19 protein-coding genes are annotated in these 17,510 nt (G+C 61.3%); 2 read left to right on the plus strand and 17 right to left on the minus strand.

Translation table 11 applies throughout. The features are described 5' to 3' along the window. Nucleotides 1-100 precede the first annotated feature (100 nt). On the minus strand, nt 101-868 hold the full coding sequence (locus ACLI1O_RS07745; protein ID WP_239269449.1) for a DivIVA domain-containing protein: 768 nt from the start codon (nt 866-868) through the stop codon (nt 101-103). 241 nt (nt 869-1,109) lie between these two features. Beyond that, entirely contained in the window at nt 1,110-2,456 is a 1,347-nt protein-coding gene (gdhA, locus tag ACLI1O_RS07750) for an NADP-specific glutamate dehydrogenase (RefSeq protein ID WP_239269989.1), read from the minus strand. Nucleotides 2,457-2,657: 201 nt separating this feature from the next. On the opposite strand from gdhA, the gene ACLI1O_RS07755 reads away from it, so the two are divergent. Then, nucleotides 2,658-3,743: a glycerate kinase gene (locus tag ACLI1O_RS07755; RefSeq protein WP_239269988.1), complete on the plus strand. Its 1,086-nt coding sequence runs from the start codon at nt 2,658-2,660 to the stop codon at nt 3,741-3,743. Here ACLI1O_RS07755 and ACLI1O_RS07760 read toward each other — a convergent pair. Continuing rightward, nucleotides 3,740-4,138, minus strand: a complete 399-nt coding sequence (locus ACLI1O_RS07760; RefSeq protein ID WP_239269987.1) for a hypothetical protein — start codon at nt 4,136-4,138, stop codon at nt 3,740-3,742. The two genes, ACLI1O_RS07755 and ACLI1O_RS07760, sit on opposite strands and share 4 nt — an antisense overlap. 36 nt (nt 4,139-4,174) lie before the next feature. Here ACLI1O_RS07760 and ACLI1O_RS07765 point away from each other — a divergent pair, with 36 nt between their 5' ends. Continuing rightward, on the plus strand, nt 4,175-5,377 hold the full coding sequence (locus ACLI1O_RS07765; protein WP_239269986.1) for an amidohydrolase: 1,203 nt from the start codon (nt 4,175-4,177) through the stop codon (nt 5,375-5,377). A gap of 82 nt (nt 5,378-5,459) precedes the next feature. On the opposite strand, the gene pyk is transcribed toward ACLI1O_RS07765, so the two are convergent. From pyk to hisD, 14 genes are all read right to left on the minus strand, one after another. Next, nucleotides 5,460-6,878, minus strand: coding sequence for a pyruvate kinase (gene pyk / locus ACLI1O_RS07770; RefSeq protein ID WP_175279200.1), 1,419 nt, complete (start codon nt 6,876-6,878; stop codon nt 5,460-5,462). A 121-nt stretch (nt 6,879-6,999) separates the two neighbouring features. Beyond that, nucleotides 7,000-7,971: a prolipoprotein diacylglyceryl transferase gene (gene lgt, locus ACLI1O_RS07775; RefSeq protein ID WP_239269985.1), complete on the minus strand. Its 972-nt coding sequence runs from the start codon at nt 7,969-7,971 to the stop codon at nt 7,000-7,002. 52 nt (nt 7,972-8,023) lie between these two features. Then, the gene (locus tag ACLI1O_RS07780) at nt 8,024-8,854 is read right to left on the minus strand and encodes an indole-3-glycerol phosphate synthase TrpC (RefSeq protein ID WP_239269984.1); all 831 of its coding nucleotides are present in this window, start codon (nt 8,852-8,854) and stop codon (nt 8,024-8,026) included. Nucleotides 8,855-8,940: 86 nt separating this feature from the next. Continuing rightward, nucleotides 8,941-9,576, minus strand: coding sequence for a TIGR02234 family membrane protein (locus tag ACLI1O_RS07785; RefSeq protein ID WP_239269983.1), 636 nt, complete (start codon nt 9,574-9,576; stop codon nt 8,941-8,943). Next, on the minus strand, nt 9,576-9,938 hold the full coding sequence (gene hisI, locus ACLI1O_RS07790; protein ID WP_023022973.1) for a phosphoribosyl-AMP cyclohydrolase: 363 nt from the start codon (nt 9,936-9,938) through the stop codon (nt 9,576-9,578). The genes ACLI1O_RS07785 and hisI overlap by 1 nt, the downstream gene beginning before the upstream one ends. Beyond that, nucleotides 9,935-10,705 (minus strand): imidazole glycerol phosphate synthase subunit HisF, encoded by a 771-nt coding sequence (gene hisF / locus ACLI1O_RS07795; RefSeq protein WP_239269982.1) that lies wholly within the window; start codon nt 10,703-10,705, stop codon nt 9,935-9,937. The genes hisI and hisF overlap by 4 nt, the downstream gene beginning before the upstream one ends. Nucleotides 10,706-10,737: 32 nt before the next feature. Beyond that, nucleotides 10,738-11,508: an inositol monophosphatase family protein gene (locus tag ACLI1O_RS07800; protein WP_239269981.1), complete on the minus strand. Its 771-nt coding sequence runs from the start codon at nt 11,506-11,508 to the stop codon at nt 10,738-10,740. Between the two features lie 3 nt (nt 11,509-11,511). Next, nucleotides 11,512-12,300, minus strand: a complete 789-nt coding sequence (gene priA, locus ACLI1O_RS07805) for a bifunctional 1-(5-phosphoribosyl)-5-((5-phosphoribosylamino)methylideneamino)imidazole-4-carboxamide isomerase/phosphoribosylanthranilate isomerase PriA (protein ID WP_239269980.1) — start codon at nt 12,298-12,300, stop codon at nt 11,512-11,514. A gap of 13 nt (nt 12,301-12,313) precedes the next feature. Further along, nucleotides 12,314-12,946 carry an imidazole glycerol phosphate synthase subunit HisH gene (gene hisH, locus ACLI1O_RS07810; protein WP_411706797.1) on the minus strand — a complete coding sequence of 211 codons (633 nt, stop codon included), beginning with the start codon at nt 12,944-12,946 and terminating at the stop codon, nt 12,314-12,316. A gap of 3 nt (nt 12,947-12,949) precedes the next feature. Further along, nucleotides 12,950-14,200: an MFS transporter gene (locus tag ACLI1O_RS07815; protein WP_284849578.1), complete on the minus strand. Its 1,251-nt coding sequence runs from the start codon at nt 14,198-14,200 to the stop codon at nt 12,950-12,952. After that, nucleotides 14,197-14,364, minus strand: a complete 168-nt coding sequence (locus ACLI1O_RS07820; protein WP_172596685.1) for a hypothetical protein — start codon at nt 14,362-14,364, stop codon at nt 14,197-14,199. Before ACLI1O_RS07820 ends, ACLI1O_RS07815 begins: the two co-directional genes overlap by 4 nt. A 3-nt stretch (nt 14,365-14,367) precedes the next feature. Next, the gene (hisB, locus tag ACLI1O_RS07825; RefSeq protein WP_239269977.1) at nt 14,368-14,970 is read right to left on the minus strand and encodes an imidazoleglycerol-phosphate dehydratase HisB; all 603 of its coding nucleotides are present in this window, start codon (nt 14,968-14,970) and stop codon (nt 14,368-14,370) included. A gap of 3 nt (nt 14,971-14,973) precedes the next feature. Continuing rightward, nucleotides 14,974-16,086 (minus strand): histidinol-phosphate transaminase, encoded by a 1,113-nt coding sequence (locus ACLI1O_RS07830; RefSeq protein ID WP_239269976.1) that lies wholly within the window; start codon nt 16,084-16,086, stop codon nt 14,974-14,976. After that, nucleotides 16,087-17,397 (minus strand): histidinol dehydrogenase, encoded by a 1,311-nt coding sequence (gene hisD / locus ACLI1O_RS07835; protein ID WP_239269975.1) that lies wholly within the window; start codon nt 17,395-17,397, stop codon nt 16,087-16,089. Between the last annotated feature and the right edge of the window lie 113 nt (nt 17,398-17,510).

Raw genomic sequence — 17,510 nt, forward strand, 5'->3', positions numbered from 1 at the left:
CTCCCACAAGCACAATAAGTCCTGCTACACGGTGACGCGATTTTCGCAAATCACCCGTGCAGCAGGACTTTTTAAGCGTCGTGCCTTGTAACTTACGCCTTTAGCGCTCGGTGTAACGGCGCTCGTAGCCGTCGCCCTCACCGTAGCGCGGGGTGCTAGCACCACCGCGGGAAGAACCGGCGTTCGTGGACGGCAGGTAGTCGCCGCCGCGAGAGCGCACGCCGGCCCCACCGCGCAGGGCGGAACGATCGGAGTTTACGGTGCGCAAGAGGCCACTGAGGGAGCTTTCAAATTCGCTGAGCTTGCTATCTACAAAGTCATCGCACTCCGTGCGCAGCCGGTTGGATTCGGTGTATGCGGTCTCCACGATCCGGTTGGCTTCTTCGTTGGCGCGGCGCACAACTTCAGATTCGGAAACCAAACGCTCTTGTTCCTGGCGGCCCTCAGCCACCGAGCGCTCGTATTCCTCATTGGCCTGAGCAATGGTGCGGTCCGCATCTGCGCGGGCTTGCTCAACAGTGTTTTGAGCGCGTGCCTCGGCATCGGCCACTAGCCGCTGCGCATGTTCTTCTGCCTGCGCAACCGTGGTATCGGCCTCTTGGCGCGCCTGGCTCACCATGTCGGTGGCCTCCGCAGACGCCTCATTAATGGTGTTATCCGCACGCTCTTCGGCGCCGCGGATAATCTCGTCTTGCTTGTCTAAAACGTCCTGCGCATCGTCGATTTCTACGGGCAGCGCGTTGCGCAGGTCATCGAGAAGCGCCAGCATCTCATGGCGGGGGACCAAGCAATTGGAGGTCATGGGAAAGCCAGAAGCCTGCTCCAAATGCTGAACTAATTCATCAAGGGATTCAAAGACACGGTACATGCTGGGAATTCTACAACGCGCCACCCCGCATTGTGTGGAGGGCGCGCCTTGGATCCTCAGGCCGATGCAACGAAGGCTAAAGCTCTCCGAGTTCAATTCGCTTCCCGTGTGCGATTAACCCATTTTCCCTCCACATACCTGCGGCACTGGCGCATACAGCTGCCGTGCCATCGCAGCAATGCAAAAGCTCCCCGTCTCCCCGCGGGTGCGGGGAAATGGGGAGCCGTGAATGAAGGGGAGTTTAGATAACGCCCTGTGCCAGCATGGCGTCAGCCACCTTCTTGAAGCCGGCGATATTGGAGCCAGCCACGTAGTCGCCTTCACGGTCGTATTCCTTGGCCGTGTTGTCGATGTTCTTGAAGATGTTGCTCATGATGCCGCGCAGGCGGTCATCGGTGTACTCGAAGGACCAGGAGTCGCGGGATGCGTTCTGCTGCATCTCCAGTGCGGAGGTTGCCACACCACCGGCGTTGGCAGCCTTGCCGGGTGCGAAGTTGATCTTGGAGTCCTGGAATACGTGCACCGCATCCGGGGTAGACGGCATGTTAGCGCCCTCTGCAACGTAGCGCACGCCGCCCTCGACGAGCTTCTTGGCGGATTCGCCGTCGAGCTCGTTCTGGGTTGCACACGGCAGTGCAACATCAGCCTGGACATCCCAGATATTGCCGCCCTCGTGGAACTCCACGCCGTTGCCAGCTTCCTTGGCGTAGGTGGAGATGCGCTCGCGGCGCACTTCCTTGACATCGCGAAGCAGGTCAACGTCCACGCCGTTCGGGGTGGTGATGTAGCCGGAGGAGTCAGACATGGCAACCACGGTAGCGCCGAGTTCCTGTGCCTTTGCGGCGGCGTAGATGGCAACGTTACCGGAGCCGGACACGATGACCTTGGCGCCGTCGAAGGACTCGCCGTGGGTCTTCATCATTTCTTCGGTGATGTAAACGGCACCGAAACCGGTGGCCTCGGTACGTACCAAGGAACCGCCCCAGGTCAGGCCCTTGCCGGTCAGGACGCCGGACTCGTGCTGGGTGGTCAGGCGGCGGAACTGGCCGAAGAGGAAGCCGATTTCGCGGCCGCCGACGCCGATATCGCCGGCAGGAACGTCGCGGTACTCGCCGATGTGGCGGTGCAGCTCGGTCATGAAGGACTGGCAGAAGCGCATAACTTCCTGCTCGGACTTGCCCTTCGGGTCAAAGTCGGAGCCACCCTTGCCGCCACCGATGGGCAGGCCGGTCAGGGAGTTTTTAAAGATCTGCTCAAAGCCCAAGAACTTAATAATGCCCAGGTTTACCGAGGGGTGGAAACGCAGGCCACCCTTGTACGGTCCGAGCGCGGAGTTGAACTGCACACGGAAGCCGCGGTTGACCTGCACCTCGCCGTTGTCATCAACCCATGGGACGCGGAAGATGAGCTGGCGCTCCGGTTCGCACAGGCGCTCAACCAGACCGTAGTCTGCGTAGTGTGGGTCCTTATCCAGGACGATCTTGAGCGAATCCAGCACCTCGGACACCGCCTGGTGGAATTCCGGTTCACCGGCGTTACGCTTGAGTAGCTTGTTGTAGTACTCAGAAATCTGGCTATCAACAGACATAGTGTATAAATCCCATTCTCGTGGAGTTTGACTAGCAGGAACTAGTTTCCTATCAATCTACCGATAATGCAAGTACAATTATTTCTCAGTCCCCCAATTACCCACGTTCACCTGCGACAATAAAGATAAATATTTTCTGTAGAGCGTTCGGATTCCTAGCAGAAAGCCGCAGTGCGGGTCGCGGGCTTTATAATCGCGGGCATGCATATTGTCGTCGCGCCTGACTCTTTTAAAGGTACCGCTTCTGCCACGGAAGCCGCAGCCGGAATCGCCAACGGAATTCGCCAGCACTACCCCACCGCCACCGTCACCACCTTGCCCATGGCCGATGGCGGCGAAGGCACCGCCCAGGTGTTGGCCCAGGCCGCCGCGGCGGGCGGGCAAGAAACCCAGACCATTACCCTTCCCACCACGGATGCGGTGGGGCGTTTGACCGAGGCGCAGTATTTCCTCGCTGGGCACACGGCCTTCATCGACGTCGCCGCCGCCACCGGGCTGCCCGCGGTCCGCGACGCGCTCGATCCCCTCCACGCGGATTCTTATGGCACGGGCGTGCTGCTTGCCGATGCCCAATCCCGCGGCGCCACCTCCATCGTGCTCGGCCTTGGTGGCACGGCCAGCATCGACGGTGGCATGGGCATCCTTGCGGCCCTCGGCGCCGCCGCCCACGATGCACGCGGCTATGCCCTGCCCAAGGGCGGCGCCCCATTGGTGCAGCTCGATTCCATCGATACCGCGCAATTAAATATCAAAGCGGGCATGGTTGATTTCACGCTCTTGGCCGATACCCGGGCTAAGGCTATGCAGGCAGCCACCATGTACGGACCTCAAAAAGGCGCAGAGGGCGAACAGATTGCCTTGCTTGCAGGCGCCCTCCTCCAATTGTGCAAGGTCACCGGCACGGATCCGGAGGCGGAATTTACCGGTGCGGCAGGCGGCATCCCCATCGGCCTTACCTGGCTTTCGCGCACCCTATGGGGCACCGATGAGCACGCCCGCGTCGTCTCTGGCGGGGCACATGTGGCCAAGGCCCTCGGACTCGCCGAGGCCATTTCTCAGGCTGACCTCGTCATCACCGGCGAAGGCGCATTTGACGAGCAATCCTTAACCGGCAAGGTCGTCGGCACCGTCGCGGACCTGGCGGCGGAGTCTTCTACCCCCGTCGGCATCGTTGCCGGGGCCATCAACCAGGACACCGAGCACGTCACCGCGGAGCTAGATCAAGAAGGTGGGATGCCGGAGCAGCTGGCTAGGGCTGCCCGGGACATCGTCAAGCAGCTGGGCTAAGGGCGAATCTCGACCGTCCACGGAAAGATGGCGGGGCGTTCATGCGCCAACTCATCCTCCAGCAGCACGTGATCCTTGGGCAATACGGCGTGCGGCGTGAGCAAACGCGACAGCACCATAGCCAGCTGGTTCACGGAGCCGGTTGCCCCCTCCACCGCGATGTTATAGCGATGGGCGTGGGCGCCTTCTAAATCGCGCTCTTCATGTTCATCACGGTAATTTTGCTGCAGCTGCTCCTCCAAGCCCTCAGGGAACTGGGGATCTGCCGGGCGAGTAACCTCGGCGGAGGTAAGCGATCCGCCCGCTACCAGCTTATCGGTGGCAGTGGTGAAAATTTCCTCCACGCGGTCCGCTTGCTCATCTGGAACCAATACATCGAATTGAATAGTCGGCATATAGCTGACCCTACCCTAACCAAAGGGATGAAAACTATGTCTTATTCCACAAACATCGCTTCCATGGTCCACTCTGCGGATACTGACCTGGCGTGGCAGCGGGATTTTTACGAAGATCTGCACCGCCACCCCGAGCTTTCCCACGAGGAGGAACGCACCGCGGCGCGCATCCGCGCCAAGTTAGCGGAGTTTGATTGCGAGGTAGAAGAAAACATTGGCGGGCATGGCATGGTCGCCATTTTCCGCAATGGCGATGGCCCCACCGCGCTCATGCGCGCCGATTTCGATGCCCTGCCGGTCAAGGAGGCCACCGGCGTGGCGTATTCCTCGACCAATGACTACATGCACGCCTGCGGGCACGATATGCACACCACGGCCCTACTCGGTGCCTGTGCGCTTCTCGATGCCTCCCGCGATACCTGGTCCGGCACCTTCCTCGCCCTGTTCCAGCCAGCGGAGGAATCATCCATGGGCGCGAAATACATGATCGCCGATAACCTTACCGAGCGCGTGCCGCGCCCCGATATTTGCTTAGGCCAACACATCATGCCTGGCCGCGCCGGCACCGTTCGCCATACCGCAGGCCCCATCATGGCCGGCTGCGATTCCCTGCGCATACGCATCTTTGGCAAGTCCGCCCACGCCTCCATGCCGCATAATTCCATCGACCCGACTTATACCGCGGCGATGATCGTTACCCGGCTCCAGGCCATCGTGGGCCGCGAGGTAGCCCCGCACGAATTTTTCGTCATCTCCGTGGGCGAGCTGCATTCCGGCGATAAAAACAACATCATCCCGGATTCCGCCGAGCTCGTGCTCAATACGCGCTTTTATGATCCAGCCCTGGCGGAAAAGGTCTACGCCTCCCTAGAGCGCATGGTGAAGGCAGAATGCATGGCCTCCGGCTGCGAGAAGGAGCCCACCTTCGAGTACTACGCGCACGGCGAGGTCACCGATAATGACGCCGCCGCGTATTCGCCCATCGACGAGGTCTTTGCGGCCACCTTCGGGGAAGCATCCGTTACGGCCTCGCCCTCGACCGCTTCCGAAGATTTTTGTTACCTGCCGCAGGCATGGGGCGTGCCGTACGTCTTTTGGCACGTAGGGTGCACCCCAGATGCCGAGTTGGCCGATCCCCCGGTCAATCACCAGGCCAACTTCCTGCCGGAGTATGAGCCGACGGTCAAGGCCTCCACCCAGGCCGCCCAAGCGGCGGTGCTGGCGTACCTGGGCGCTTAACCCCGGCTCATCTTGGCATAAAAATCCGCCGCGTCCCCCTTTGCTCAATGGAGTGTGGAGGCGCGGCGGATTTTTCAGTGCGCTAGTCCTTGATGGTCTCTCCCAAAATGTGGCACTGAATCATGTTGGTATTGCCGGAGATTCCCGGAGGGGTGCCTGCAACGACGACGACCAAGTCATTCTCGTCGTACTCGTCCAAGTCCAGCAGGTACTTATCGATGGCCTCCATCATCTCATCCGTGGACTTGACGTCGGGGCTCAAGAAGGTCTCTGCACCCCAGGTAAGCGCCAGCTGGGCGCGCACGTCCTGGTCCGGGGTAAATACCAGAAGCGGCAGGTCAGAGTGCAGGCGGGCGACGCGCTTTGCGGTATCACCGGAGGAGGTGAAGGCAACGATAGCCTTCGCGTTCAGGCGCTCTGCAATATCGCGGGCGGAATAGGACATCACGCCGCGCTTGGTGCGCGGGACGTGCGCCAGCGGCGGGACCTGGCCATCGGTCTCGGAGCGCTTGACGATGCGCGACATGGTCCGCACCACGTTGTGCGGATCCGCACCCACGGAGGTCTCGCCAGACAGCATCACCGCATCGGCACCGTCGAGCACGGCGTTGGCCACGTCGGACGCCTCCGCGCGGGTCGGGCGGGAGTTTTCGATCATGGAATCCAGCATCTGGGTGGCCACGATGACCGGCTTGGCGTTCTCGCGGGAAATCTGGATAGCACGCTTCTGGAAGAGTGGCACCTCTTCCAGCGGAACCTCAACGCCCAAGTCACCGCGGGCAATCATCACGGCGTCGAAGGCCAAGATGATGGACTCGAGGGCATCGACGGCCTCGGGCTTTTCCAGCTTAGCGATGACCGGCACGCGGCGACCTTCCTCGTCCATGATCTCGTGGACCTTGTCGACATCGGCAGGCGAACGCACGAAGGACAGTGCGATGTAGTCCACGCCGAGCTGCAGGGCAAAGCGCAGGTCTTCGATGTCCTTCTCAGACAGGGCCGGCACAGAAATGCTCATGCCGGGCAGGGAGACGCCCTTGTTATTGGATACGGGGCCGCCCTCGGTAACCTCGCACACCACGTCATTGCCGTCTACTTCCTTGCAGACGACGGCGACCTTGCCGTCATCGATAAGCAAGCGATCGCCGGGCTTCGCATCTTGTGCCAAGCCCTTGTAGGTGGTGGATACGCGGTCGTGGGTGCCTTCGACATCGTCCACGGTGATGCGGACGATCTCGCCGTTATCCCACTGCTCTTCGCCGTTCTTAAACCGGCCGAGACGGATCTTGGGGCCCTGAAGATCGGCCAGGATACCGACGTTCCGGCCGGTCTTTTCGGTGGCTTCGCGGACCCACTTGTAATTGGCCTCGTGGTCCGCATGCTCGCCGTGCGACATGTTGAGGCGCGCGACGTTCATGCCGTCTTCTACAAGGCGCAAAATTCCGTCCCCACTAGCTACCGCAGGGCCGAGAGTACAGACAATTTTGGTTCTTCTATCCAGCATTATTGGCCTATTCCATCGGGGAAATTGAACAACCCCCAACCTACTCCCTCGCGCGCCGACAGGCCACAATTTTTTGGCGCCTTAACTACGGCAATCGGACACGAACACACATAACCGGTCATTTCCGGCCGGTAGCAGTGCCCGAGGTGCCGTTAGCATGCGTGGCTGCCACGCGTTTCTCGTCACCCTCGCCGCCGTTTTCCGCCTGCTCGCGGTAGTAACGCGGGTCAACTTCCTCTGGCGTTTCGGGGCCCTTGCGCTGCCTGTCCAGCAAGAAAAAGACGATGAGACCTGCGATAAAGACAACGGCGGAGACGATGAGGTTTACGCGGACGCCGAAGATATGGGTGGCTTCGTCTGAACGCATGCCTTCGATGAAGAAGCGGCCCAGGGTGTAGCCCACGACGTAGAGGGCAAATACCCGGCCGCGCCCCAGCTTCCATGCCTTGTGCGCCCACAGAAGGAACAGGCACACCAGCACGTTCCAGATGAGCTCATATAAATACGTCGGGTGCACCGAAGCGATGACCTCGCCAGTAGAATGCCCGGAAACCGGCGCGTACTCCCCGGCCTCATCGACGCGGTAGTAAATATCCAGCGCCCACGGAACGTCGGTCGGCCGGCCGTAGAGCTCCTGATTAAACCAGTTTCCCAACCGGCCGATGCCCTGGGCAAGGATGAGGCCAGGCGCCACCGCGTCCGCGAACGGTGCAAGCGGAATCTTCTTGATTCGAAACATCACCCACAGCGCTACGGCGCTTAAGGCAACCGCACCCCAGATGCCAAGGCCGCCATTGGTGACCTTGAGGGCGTCGGCTGGGTTGCAGGTATCACAGAAGTACTTCTGATGATCCGTGATGACGTGATAGAGTCGGCCGCCCACGATACCGGCGGGGATGACGACGATGGTCGCATCCCACACCGTATCGGGATTGCCGCCCCGGGCTGTGTATCGCCGCAGCGTCATCCACATGCCCACGAGGATGCCGGCGATGATGCACAGCGCATACGCATGGATTGGAATGGAGCCAAGATGCCACACCACGCCCTGCGGCGGGGAGGGGATATTTGCAAGATTCTGAGTATGCACGTTGATAGTGTGCCTTATCGGCGTACCCTTGAGCTAGTTTGGGGTCACTTTCCTAGGAACTTTTACGCGACGGGCACGCCGGGTGCTGGCCCGCGGCCACCAGGGAGCGTGCCAAGGCGGTTGGATCCTGAGCCGCCATGACGGATTCACCGACCAATACCGCATCCGCCCCGCGGGAGGCATAGTGGAAGAGATTGCGGGCATTATTCACCCCACCCACGGCGATGCGCAGGAGGGATTCCGGCAGGCCCGGGGCAATATCATTGAAGGCCTCCCGGTTGATCTCATCGGAGGCAAGGGACCACGCATTGATCGCAATGACGCTGCTGCCGGCTTTGATGGCGCGGTTGACCTCCCCGCAGGTTCGCACCTCCACGATGGCGGTCATCCCTAATGATTCCGCCCGGTCCAAGAGGGCTTCCAATCGGGCTTGCTCTAAAAGCTCGACCTGCAGTGGGATCGCATCGGCGCCAAAACAGCGAGCCTCATGAATCTGGTACGGGTCCACGATAAGGTCGCGCGCCATCATCGGGATATCGATGGCAGCGCGCGCGGCCGCCATATCCTCAAGCGATCCGTTAAAGCGCCGCGTATCCGTCTGGCAGGCCATCAAATGCACGCCGCAGTCCTCAAAGGTGCGCGCCCATTCGGCCATCTGCTCGGCCGAGCCCACGTGGGCGATTTCCCCGGTATAAGGAACGGCGCGCTTCAGCTCCGTAATGACCGAACAACCTGGTTTTAAAAGCGCCGCGCGGGCATCGCGGGGAGGCTCCATGTCCCGGGAGCGCGCCTTGATATCTTGGAAGGAAACGCGTGCTTCGCGCGCGGCGACATCCTCTAGCACCCCAGCGACCAGGTGATCGACGGCTATGGGTGTGGGCATGAGCACCTCCCTCCAAGCGCGATTAAAATCACACTTAGATTAACGCTATTCGGGGCGTTTCCGGAAATTGTGCTGCGCGAACGGGGCTATTTACGGCCCACATCGGTCGGGTCGATATCGCTATCGAGCGCATCCCACATCACGCGGCCGGAATCGGATGAGGTCTCCAAATCTTCCGCCAGCTTTTCTTGGCGGGCGGCAGGGGTTTCGTATTTGCTCGACGCCTTGACCTTGTCCTTGCCCGGGTTCTGGGCCAAGAGTACGGCGCCGAAAAATGCCAGCGCGGCCCCGATAATGGCGACAATGGGGCCCAGCTTGGTGGCCTCCGTGGAAATGACGGTAGCCCAATCAGAAATTGCGGCAGAATCCACCGCGTTTTCATTTGCGGACGCGCCCTGCAATATTTTTTGCGCGCGCTCGGCATCAGCGCCGCTGGTCAGCAAACTAATAGGGCTCCACGCGGCGCCTGCCGCGGCGAGGGCGCACACAATGGCCACGATGCGCCGCCCTGTTCGGCGCAGCGCTAGGCCCGCGAGCACCCCGGCGAGGAGGACCAGCGTCAATGCCATCAGTTCTAGGGACCACGCGGAACCCACGATCTCATTGGTTGCCGAGCCCGATTTATCGTCCTCGCTTACCGCTTTTACCCAAGTGCTACGGGAAGAAAACCACAGCACCGCCGTGCCCACCGCAATAAAAAGCGGGCCAAGTCGCCTCGTCATTAGGAATCATCCCCTAAAAGAACTTTCGCATCGAAGCATGTCCGGTCACCGGTGTGGCACGCGGCGCCGCGCTGCCGCACGGTCAGCAAGATGGTATCGCCATCGCAATCAAGGCGCACACCGAGTACCTCCTGCGTATGTCCTGAGGTCTCGCCCTTAATCCAATACTCGCCGCGCGAGCGCGAAAAGTAGGTTCCCTTGCGCGTGGCCAGCGTGTGGGCAAGCGCATGGTCATCCATCCAGGCAAGCATCAGCACTTCGCCGGAATCGGCCTGGGCAATAGCTGGCACGAGCCCTTGCTCATTGCGCTTGAGTAGCGCAGCAATCTGTGGGTCTAGCTCATAGTCTGCGGGATTGCTCATCGGCGCACCTCGTTTCCGGCATCTGCCAAGACCTTTTTAACCTCGCCAATTTCTACCTCCCCAAAGTGGAAAATGCTGGCTGCTAGGACAGCATCGGCACCTGCTTCAACGGCGGGTGGAAAGTCCGCTGCTGCGCCCGCTCCGCCGGAGGCAATGACGGGAATATTCACCGTTTCCCGCACCGCGCGCAGAAGTTCGAGGTCGAATCCGGCCTTCGTGCCATCTGCATCCATGGAGTTTAAAAGGATCTCCCCCACACCCAGCTCGGCGCCAGTCCGGGCCCATTCCACTGCATCGATGCCAGCCGATGTCGTCCCGCCGTGTGTCGTAACTTCGAACCCCGACGGTGCGTGCGCCGCGTCGGTGCGCCGCGCGTCCACGGATAAGACGATACACTGCGAGCCAAAGACTTCCGCCAATTCGCGCAGCAGGCCGGGATTGCCTATCGCGGCGGTATTGACCGATACCTTATCCGCGCCGGTGCGCAGGAGCTCGCGGACATCGTCAACGCTGCGCACTCCCCCGCCCACGGTCAGCGGAATAAAGACTTGATCGGCGGTGCGGCGTACCACATCGAGCATGGTGGACCGGCCATGCTTGGACGCGGAGACATCGAGGAAAGTCAGTTCGTCTGCGCCCAATTCCTCATAGCGCGCGGCCAATTCCACTGGGTCTCCTGCATCGCGCAGGTGCGCAAAATTCACGCCCTTGACTACGCGGCCTTGATCCACATCAAGGCACGGGATTATGCGTACGGCTACAGCCATGCGGGGCTTACTCCTTCACAAGTCGGTCAGGGTTAATTTGAGTGGTGAGATAGGATTTCCAGGATTGTCTCGTGCACCTGCGGGGTACCAGAGACCATACCCCGCGACTGCACGGTCCACGGATTACCCTCCGGATCCGTGACGATGCCCCCGGCCGCCTTGATAAGGAGCGCTCCCGCCGCGTTATCCCACGGGTGCGGCGAGAAATTCACGGCACCGTCAAAGACGCCCTGGGCCACGAAGGCATTATCTAGTCCCACCGAGCCTGTGATGCGCGGGCGCAAGCCGGATTCTCGCAGTTCGTGGAATGCCGCAGTGGGAAGGTTGGAAAAACACCCCACGTGCCCACGGGCATCATCGAATTCTGGGGACTCTTCCCCGCCACCGAAACCGCCGGACGGCCCACCCACAGAGCGCAGCGGCGAGCCGTCGCTGGCCACCAAGCGCCTGCCCAAGAGGGGAAAATCTGAGATGGCCGCAACAGTCTGGCCCTCGTGGACCAAGGCCACCAAGATGCCGGCCATGGGATTGCCCGCGGAATAATTTGCGGTCCCATCGATCGGATCGACAACCCACACGGTGTCGTGGATACTACCGCCGGATTCTTCCCCGTACACCGGGATGCCGGTCATCTGCTGCAAGATATCGCGCAGCTGCTTTTCGATGGCCAAGTCCACCTCTGTGGCGAAATCGCCCCGGCTTTTAAAGTGGGCCGGCGGCGCCCCGATGCCGGACCGAAAGATGGGCTCGACCTGGTCAACGGCCGCCTCCGCGAAGGCCACCAACTCGCGCGGATCCATCATCGCTTACTCTTCCTCGGGGTCATAAGGATCGATGGGCACCTCTGCGGGCAGCGGATCTACCTCTGCCACCGCAGCTAGCGCCTCCTCCAGGCTGAAATTTCCCTCATACAGCGCCTTGCCGATGATCGCCGAATCGATGCCCTCATTTTGATACCGGGCCAGCTCGGTGAGATCCGCCAGGGAGGAAATGCCACCGGAGGCGGTCACCTTGGCATCGGTTGCCATTGCTACCTCGCGCAATAATTCCACATTGGGCCCGGTCAGCGTCCCGTCCTTGGACACGTCCGTAACCACGAAGCGCTGGCACCCTGCGGCATCGAGGCGCTCGAGCTCCTCCCAGAGATCCCCGCCGTCGGAGACCCAGCCGTTGCCCTTCGTGCGCCATTCACCATCTTCTAAGCGCACCGCCAAATCCACGGCGACCTTTTCGCCGTAGTGCCCAAGGATTTTTTCTATCCACTCTGGGTTTTCTAAGGCGGCGGTGCCAATATTGATGCGATTCGCGCCGGTAGCCAGCGCGCGCTCTACCCCGGCATCATCGCGAATGCCACCGGTCAGCTCGACATTAATGCCAAGTTCTTGGGTAATCCCCGCCATCTGCTCGTGGTTGGAACCGCGATTAAAGGCGGCATCGAGGTCAACAAAGTGCAGCCACTGGGCGCCCTGGCGCTGCCATTCAAGGGCTGCATCCCGCGGGGCGCCGTAGACCTTTTCGGTGCCGGCCTCTCCCTGATCCAAGCGCACGGCCTTGCCGCCGGCGACATCGACTGCGGGCAAAAGCGTAAAAGTCATGGTCTCATCCTACCTAGAGCGTGTGCATCCAGTTTTCCAATAGCTGCGCGCCCGCATCCCCGGATTTTTCGGGGTGGAATTGCGTGGCCCACAGCGCGCCATTTTCCACCGCCGCCACGAAAGAATCACCAGCGTGCGTGGACCAGCTCACCAGCGGCGGGCGGGTAATGACGGTTTCCAATTCCCAGCGGCGAACGCCGTAGGAATGCACGAAATAAAACCGCTCATCGGCGTTAAGCCCGGCAAACATGGCGCTGCCATCCGGCATCTCAACGGTATACCAGCCCATATGCGGCAACACGTCGGACTGCAGGCGTTCGACCGTACCCGGCCATTCGCCGCAGCCTGTGGAGTGGATGCCGTGCTCAACGCCGGCATCGAAAAGCACCTGCATTCCCACACAAATACCCATGACCGGCCGCTCTCCTGCCAGGCGCTGGCCGATGACCCTCGGCCCATTCACGGCCTTCAGCCCTGCCATGCAGGCATCGAACGCGCCCACGCCGGGAACCAGCAGCCCGTCTGCCTCGAGGGCCTGATAAGGATCCGCCGTGACGGTGACCTCCGCCCCGACGCGCTCGAGGGCACGCTGGGCGGAGCGAATATTGCCCGCGCCGTAGTCCAATAACACCACAGATTTTGTCATGGGCTATACCTTACGCATTCGACGCAAACGGGTGCGGATATCGTTGGTCTCGCTCACGCGGGTCCGGCCCAAGATGAAGTCCGCCGTGGTGAGCAGCAAACCGGCGATGAGGATCGCAACCCCAGCTCCGAAGGCGCCGTCGTAGCCGTAGCCCGCCACCATGGCGCCGAGCAGGGTCGAGCCCAGACCGGTGCCGCTATCGTAGAAAATATTCCAAATGGCCGAGGCCTCCGAGACCCGCTCGCGGGGCAACCGGTCAAACATGGATAGCAAGGCCTCGTTTTGCGCGATACCGAAGGCACCGCCGAATAGAACCGCGCCGAGCACCAGCCACCAGATGGAGCTTTCCATAAATAGGGTGAGCGAAATCGTCCCGACGCCGATGATCGCCATGATCTGGCTCGGAATGTACAAGCTGCCTGGGGTCCCAGTGCGGTCTGCCACCACGCCGGCGAAGTACCGGAAGATCATCGCCGCGCCGCCCACGATGGACAGCATGATGCCGGCGAGGCTGGCACCCCTTGCGGCATCGAGCTCCTGCATCGCAGGGGACAAGAACGAGGAAATGGCACCGTAGCTCATAGAAAACGTGGTCAAGGCCAAGGCCGGGACCAGCACCAGCTTCCAGGTAGGAACACGGATGATATTGACTTCTTCATCGTTATCCTCGGCCAAGGTGACCTTGATCTTGGGAATGCGCAGACACATAGCAAAACCCAAGAAGCCGATCAGACCGGCGGTGATATAAGTAGAGGCGTATCCTAGCGAATCGGCCATGAACAGGCCGAGCGGCAAGAAGATCATCTGCCCCAAGCCTGTAAATACACCAATCATACCGGTGGCCTTGCCCAGCAGGCGCACCGGGGAGAGCTCTGCAATGAGCGCGGATTCGGACACGGTGAGGGCACCAAAGCCCACCCCGCGCAGGGCGGAAAATAGCAAGACGATCCAGGCGTCGGTGCCCAGCAGGTGGCCGAAGGCCGGCACACCCAAGGTAAACGCGGACAGCGCCATCACGCGCCTGTAGCCCCAGCGGCGCAATAGCCACGGCGATACGATCTGCGTGGCAACCGTAAAGGCCATGAAGATACCAGTGGATCCACCAGCCAGGGTCGCGGAACCGCCGGAGTCAATGACGGCAAGCGGCACCACGGGAAGCAGGATGGACCAGGCGCCAAAGGCGGCGGCGATGGCTACCATCGTCGGCGTATAGCCGGGGACCTTCCAAATATTGGTCTCTTGAGATTCGCTCATTTACTAAAGCCTCCAACCATCCAGGCAATGGCCGCGGCCGCGGTGATAACGGCTAAAAGCGCGGCGACGACCGTAAAAAACTTCGAGTCCTGCTGATACGCGGACCAGGCTCCTCCTACCAAGAGGCCTGCCACCAAAAACAGGATGAGGATCATAAACTGCACGGGCTACAGGGCTCCCTTCGTTGAAGGGATGCCGGTCTGGCGCGGATCGTGGTCCACGGCAGCGCGCAGCGCGCGGGCTACCGCCTTGTATTCCGCCTCGGTCACATGGTGCGGATCGCGGCCGTAGCGTACGTTGACGTGCAGGGTAATGGCTGCGTGCGTGGCCAAGGATTCGAAGAAGTGGCGGTTAATCACCGTGGCATAGTGCCCGCCGATGACCTGCCACTGCAGGTGTTCCGGTTCGCCATTCATCACAAAGTACGCGCGGCCCGAAAAGTCCACTACCGCCTCTACCAGTGCTTCATCCATGGGCAGCAATTGGGAGCCGAAGCGGCGGATCCCGGCCTTATCCCCCACTGCTTCCCGCAGGGCCTGGCCTAATACGATGGCGGTATCTTCCACGGTGTGGTGGGCGTCTACCTCCACGTCACCGGTGGCCTTAACCTGCAGGTCAAAGAGCCCGTGTGTGGCAAATGCGGTAAGCATATGGTCAAAGAACGGCAGTCCAGTGGAAATGTCGCTTTTCCCAGTGCCGTCAAGGTCGATGGAAACGGTGATGTCCGATTCCGATGTAGCTCTTTGGGCACGCCCCACACGGTTTGTCATAAATCACTCCTTTGAAGTATCCGCTCCTACTGTAGTCGCTAGCTTTTCCGCCGCAGCCAGAAAGGCCGCATTTTCTTCTGGCAGGCCGATGGTCACGCGCAAATACCCGTCGATCCCTACATCGCGGATGAGCACCTCTTCATCCAGGAACTGCTCCCACACGCGGTGTTGATCCGCAAAATTGCCAAAGAAAAGGAAATTCGATTCGCTCGGCATGACGGTATAGCCCATCTCGCGCAGGCGACCTGCCACCATGTCGCGTTCGGCGGCGATGGTTTCCACGGTGGCGAGGGTATCTGCGCTGTGGCGCAGGGCCACAGTGGCCGCGGCCTGGGATAAGACGGATAGGTGATATGGCAGGCGCACCAGCATGATGGCCTCCACGAAGGCCGGATCCGCCACGAAGTAGCCGAGCCGCCCGCCGGCAAAGTCGAAGGCCTTCGACATCGTGCGCGAAACCACGAGCTTGGTGGGGTATTTTTCCAAAAGGCTCGTCGCGGACGGCGAGTCAGAAAACTCGGCGTAGGCTTCGTCGACGATGACGATGCCGGGGGCGGCATCGATAAGCGCGGCGATATCCTCCAAGCTGGTTACCCCGCCGGTGGGGTTATTCGGGGTAGTAACAAAGATGACGTCGGGCTGGTGCTCGGCCACCGCCGCTAAGGCGCGGTCCATATCGATGGCGAAGTTCTCATCGCGCGGGCACTCGATAAACCGGGTGTGGGTTCCGGCTGACAGGATCGGGTGCATGGAATACGACGGCGTAAATCCCAGCACGCTGCGCCCGGGCCCGCCGAAGGCCTGCAACAGCTGCTGCAGGATCTCATTGGAGCCGTTGGCTGCCCAGACCTGCTCGTAGGTGACATCCACGCCGGTTTGCTGCGAAACGTAGCGCGCTAGTTCGGTGCGCAGCTCGACCGCATCGCGCTCTGGGTAGCGGTTGAGCGAGCTGGCGCAGCGGCGGACCTCGTCCACGAGGGCATCGACAAGCGCGGGCGAAGGCGGGAAAGGATTTTCGTTGGTATTGAGCTGGTAGGCCACCCGCAGCTGCGGGGCGCCATAAGCGGTCTCGCCGCGCAATTCCTCGCGCAGCGGTAGGTCATGTAGCTGGGCCATTTATTTCTCCTCGAATCGGGCGCGGATGGCCTCCCCGTGGGCGGGAAGGCGCTCGGCATTGGCAAAGGCGATGACGTTGGGGGCGATTTCTTCCAGGGCGCCGCGGTCATAATCGATGAGGTTGACCGGCCGGAGGAAGGTGTGGGTGGAAAGCCCCGCGGAAAACCGCGCCGTGCCCGAGGTGGGCAGCACGTGGTTGGAACCGGCCGAATAGTCCCCCAAGGGCACCGGGGAATACGCGCCGACGAAAATGGCTCCGGCGTGGTTGATGCGCTCTGCCACGGCGCGCGCATCCGCGGTGTGGATTTCTAGGTGCTCGGCGGCATACGCATTCGCCACGGCGATGCCAGCGTCCACGGAATCCACCAGAACGATGCCGGATTGCTCGCCGGTAAGTGCCTCGGCGGCGCGGGCGGAGTTCTCCGTTGCCGTATAGCGGCGCTCGACCTCCTGCTGCACCTGCTGGGCCACGCTTTCCGATGCCGTAATTAACACACTTGCCGCCATCGGATCATGCTCTGCCTGGGAGATGAGATCGTAGGCCACGTAGACGGGGTTCGCGGTCTCATCCGCCAAGATGGCGATTTCGGTCGGGCCGGCCTCCGCATCGGTGCCTACCACCCCGCGCACCGCCCTTTTGGCCGCGGCGACAAAGATATTGCCCGGCCCGGTAATCATGTCCACGGGCTCTACGCCTTCTTCCGCATCTCCGTAGGCCAAAAGCGCTACCGCCTGACCCCCGCCGACGGCCCAGACTTCCTCCACGCCCAGCATGTGGCACGTTGCCAAGACCGTAGGGTGTGGCAGGCCGCCGTGCTCCTTTTGCGGCGGGGAGGCAACCACCAGGCTGGAGGCGCCGGCCTCTTGCGCGGGCACGGTATTCATGATGACAGAAGACGGGTAGACCGCCTTGCCGCCGGGCACGTAGAGGCCAACACGCTCGATGGGGCGGAATACCTCGGTCACGGTGGCGCCGGCGGCCAGCTGCGTGGTGTGCGACTCCGGCTTTTGGTCCGCATGCACGCGGCGCACCCTTTCAATGGAGGCCTCGATGGCCGCGCGCACCTGGGGATCAAGCTCGTCGGCGGCCCGCTGCAGTTCGGCCTGGTGGACGCGCAGGGACGGCGGGCGCACCCCATCGAATTGCTCCCCATAATCCAACGCCGCCTGGACGCCTTCGTCGCGCACCTTATTGACCATCGGCACGACGGTCCCCATGACGGAATTCACATCGGTGCCGCCGCGCGGAAGGACGCGGCGCAGCGTGGCGGGGCGAAGCTGTTGACCGCGGAGATCGATGGTTCGAAGCATTCCTGGCTCACTTTCTGGTTGATCACCGTGGGCTATATCTGTAGACAAACCAATATACTATCGCCCAAAGCGCCGCGGGGACACCCTCTTGGGCGATAGACTCAAAATCAACT

The sequence above is a fragment of the Corynebacterium sp. LaCa78 genome, assembly GCF_046717505.1.
Lineage (GTDB): Bacteria > Actinomycetota > Actinomycetes > Mycobacteriales > Mycobacteriaceae > Corynebacterium.

Excerpts from the sequence above, each read along its gene's own strand:
- ACLI1O_RS07745 (WP_239269449.1), bottom strand. The coding sequence starts at position 868 with ATGTACCGTGTCTTTGAATCCCTTGATGAATTAGTTCAGCATTTGGAG.
- gdhA (WP_239269989.1), bottom strand. The coding sequence starts at position 2,456 with ATGTCTGTTGATAGCCAGATTTCTGAGTACTACAACAAGCTACTCAAG.
- ACLI1O_RS07755 (WP_239269988.1), top strand. The coding sequence starts at position 2,658 with ATGCATATTGTCGTCGCGCCTGACTCTTTTAAAGGTACCGCTTCTGCC.
- ACLI1O_RS07760 (WP_239269987.1), bottom strand. The coding sequence starts at position 4,138 with ATGCCGACTATTCAATTCGATGTATTGGTTCCAGATGAGCAAGCGGAC.
- ACLI1O_RS07765 (WP_239269986.1), top strand. The coding sequence starts at position 4,175 with ATGTCTTATTCCACAAACATCGCTTCCATGGTCCACTCTGCGGATACT.
- ACLI1O_RS07780 (WP_239269984.1), bottom strand. The coding sequence starts at position 8,854 with ATGCCCACACCCATAGCCGTCGATCACCTGGTCGCTGGGGTGCTAGAG.
- ACLI1O_RS07785 (WP_239269983.1), bottom strand. The coding sequence starts at position 9,576 with ATGACGAGGCGACTTGGCCCGCTTTTTATTGCGGTGGGCACGGCGGTG.
- hisI (WP_023022973.1), bottom strand. The coding sequence starts at position 9,938 with ATGAGCAATCCCGCAGACTATGAGCTAGACCCACAGATTGCTGCGCTA.
- hisF (WP_239269982.1), bottom strand. The coding sequence starts at position 10,705 with ATGGCTGTAGCCGTACGCATAATCCCGTGCCTTGATGTGGATCAAGGC.
- ACLI1O_RS07800 (WP_239269981.1), bottom strand. The coding sequence starts at position 11,508 with ATGATGGATCCGCGCGAGTTGGTGGCCTTCGCGGAGGCGGCCGTTGAC.
- priA (WP_239269980.1), bottom strand. The coding sequence starts at position 12,300 with ATGACTTTTACGCTTTTGCCCGCAGTCGATGTCGCCGGCGGCAAGGCC.
- hisH (WP_411706797.1), bottom strand. The coding sequence starts at position 12,946 with ATGACAAAATCTGTGGTGTTATTGGACTACGGCGCGGGCAATATTCGC.
- ACLI1O_RS07815 (WP_284849578.1), bottom strand. The coding sequence starts at position 14,200 with ATGAGCGAATCTCAAGAGACCAATATTTGGAAGGTCCCCGGCTATACG.
- hisB (WP_239269977.1), bottom strand. The coding sequence starts at position 14,970 with ATGACAAACCGTGTGGGGCGTGCCCAAAGAGCTACATCGGAATCGGAC.
- ACLI1O_RS07830 (WP_239269976.1), bottom strand. The coding sequence starts at position 16,086 with ATGGCCCAGCTACATGACCTACCGCTGCGCGAGGAATTGCGCGGCGAG.
- hisD (WP_239269975.1), bottom strand. The coding sequence starts at position 17,397 with ATGCTTCGAACCATCGATCTCCGCGGTCAACAGCTTCGCCCCGCCACG.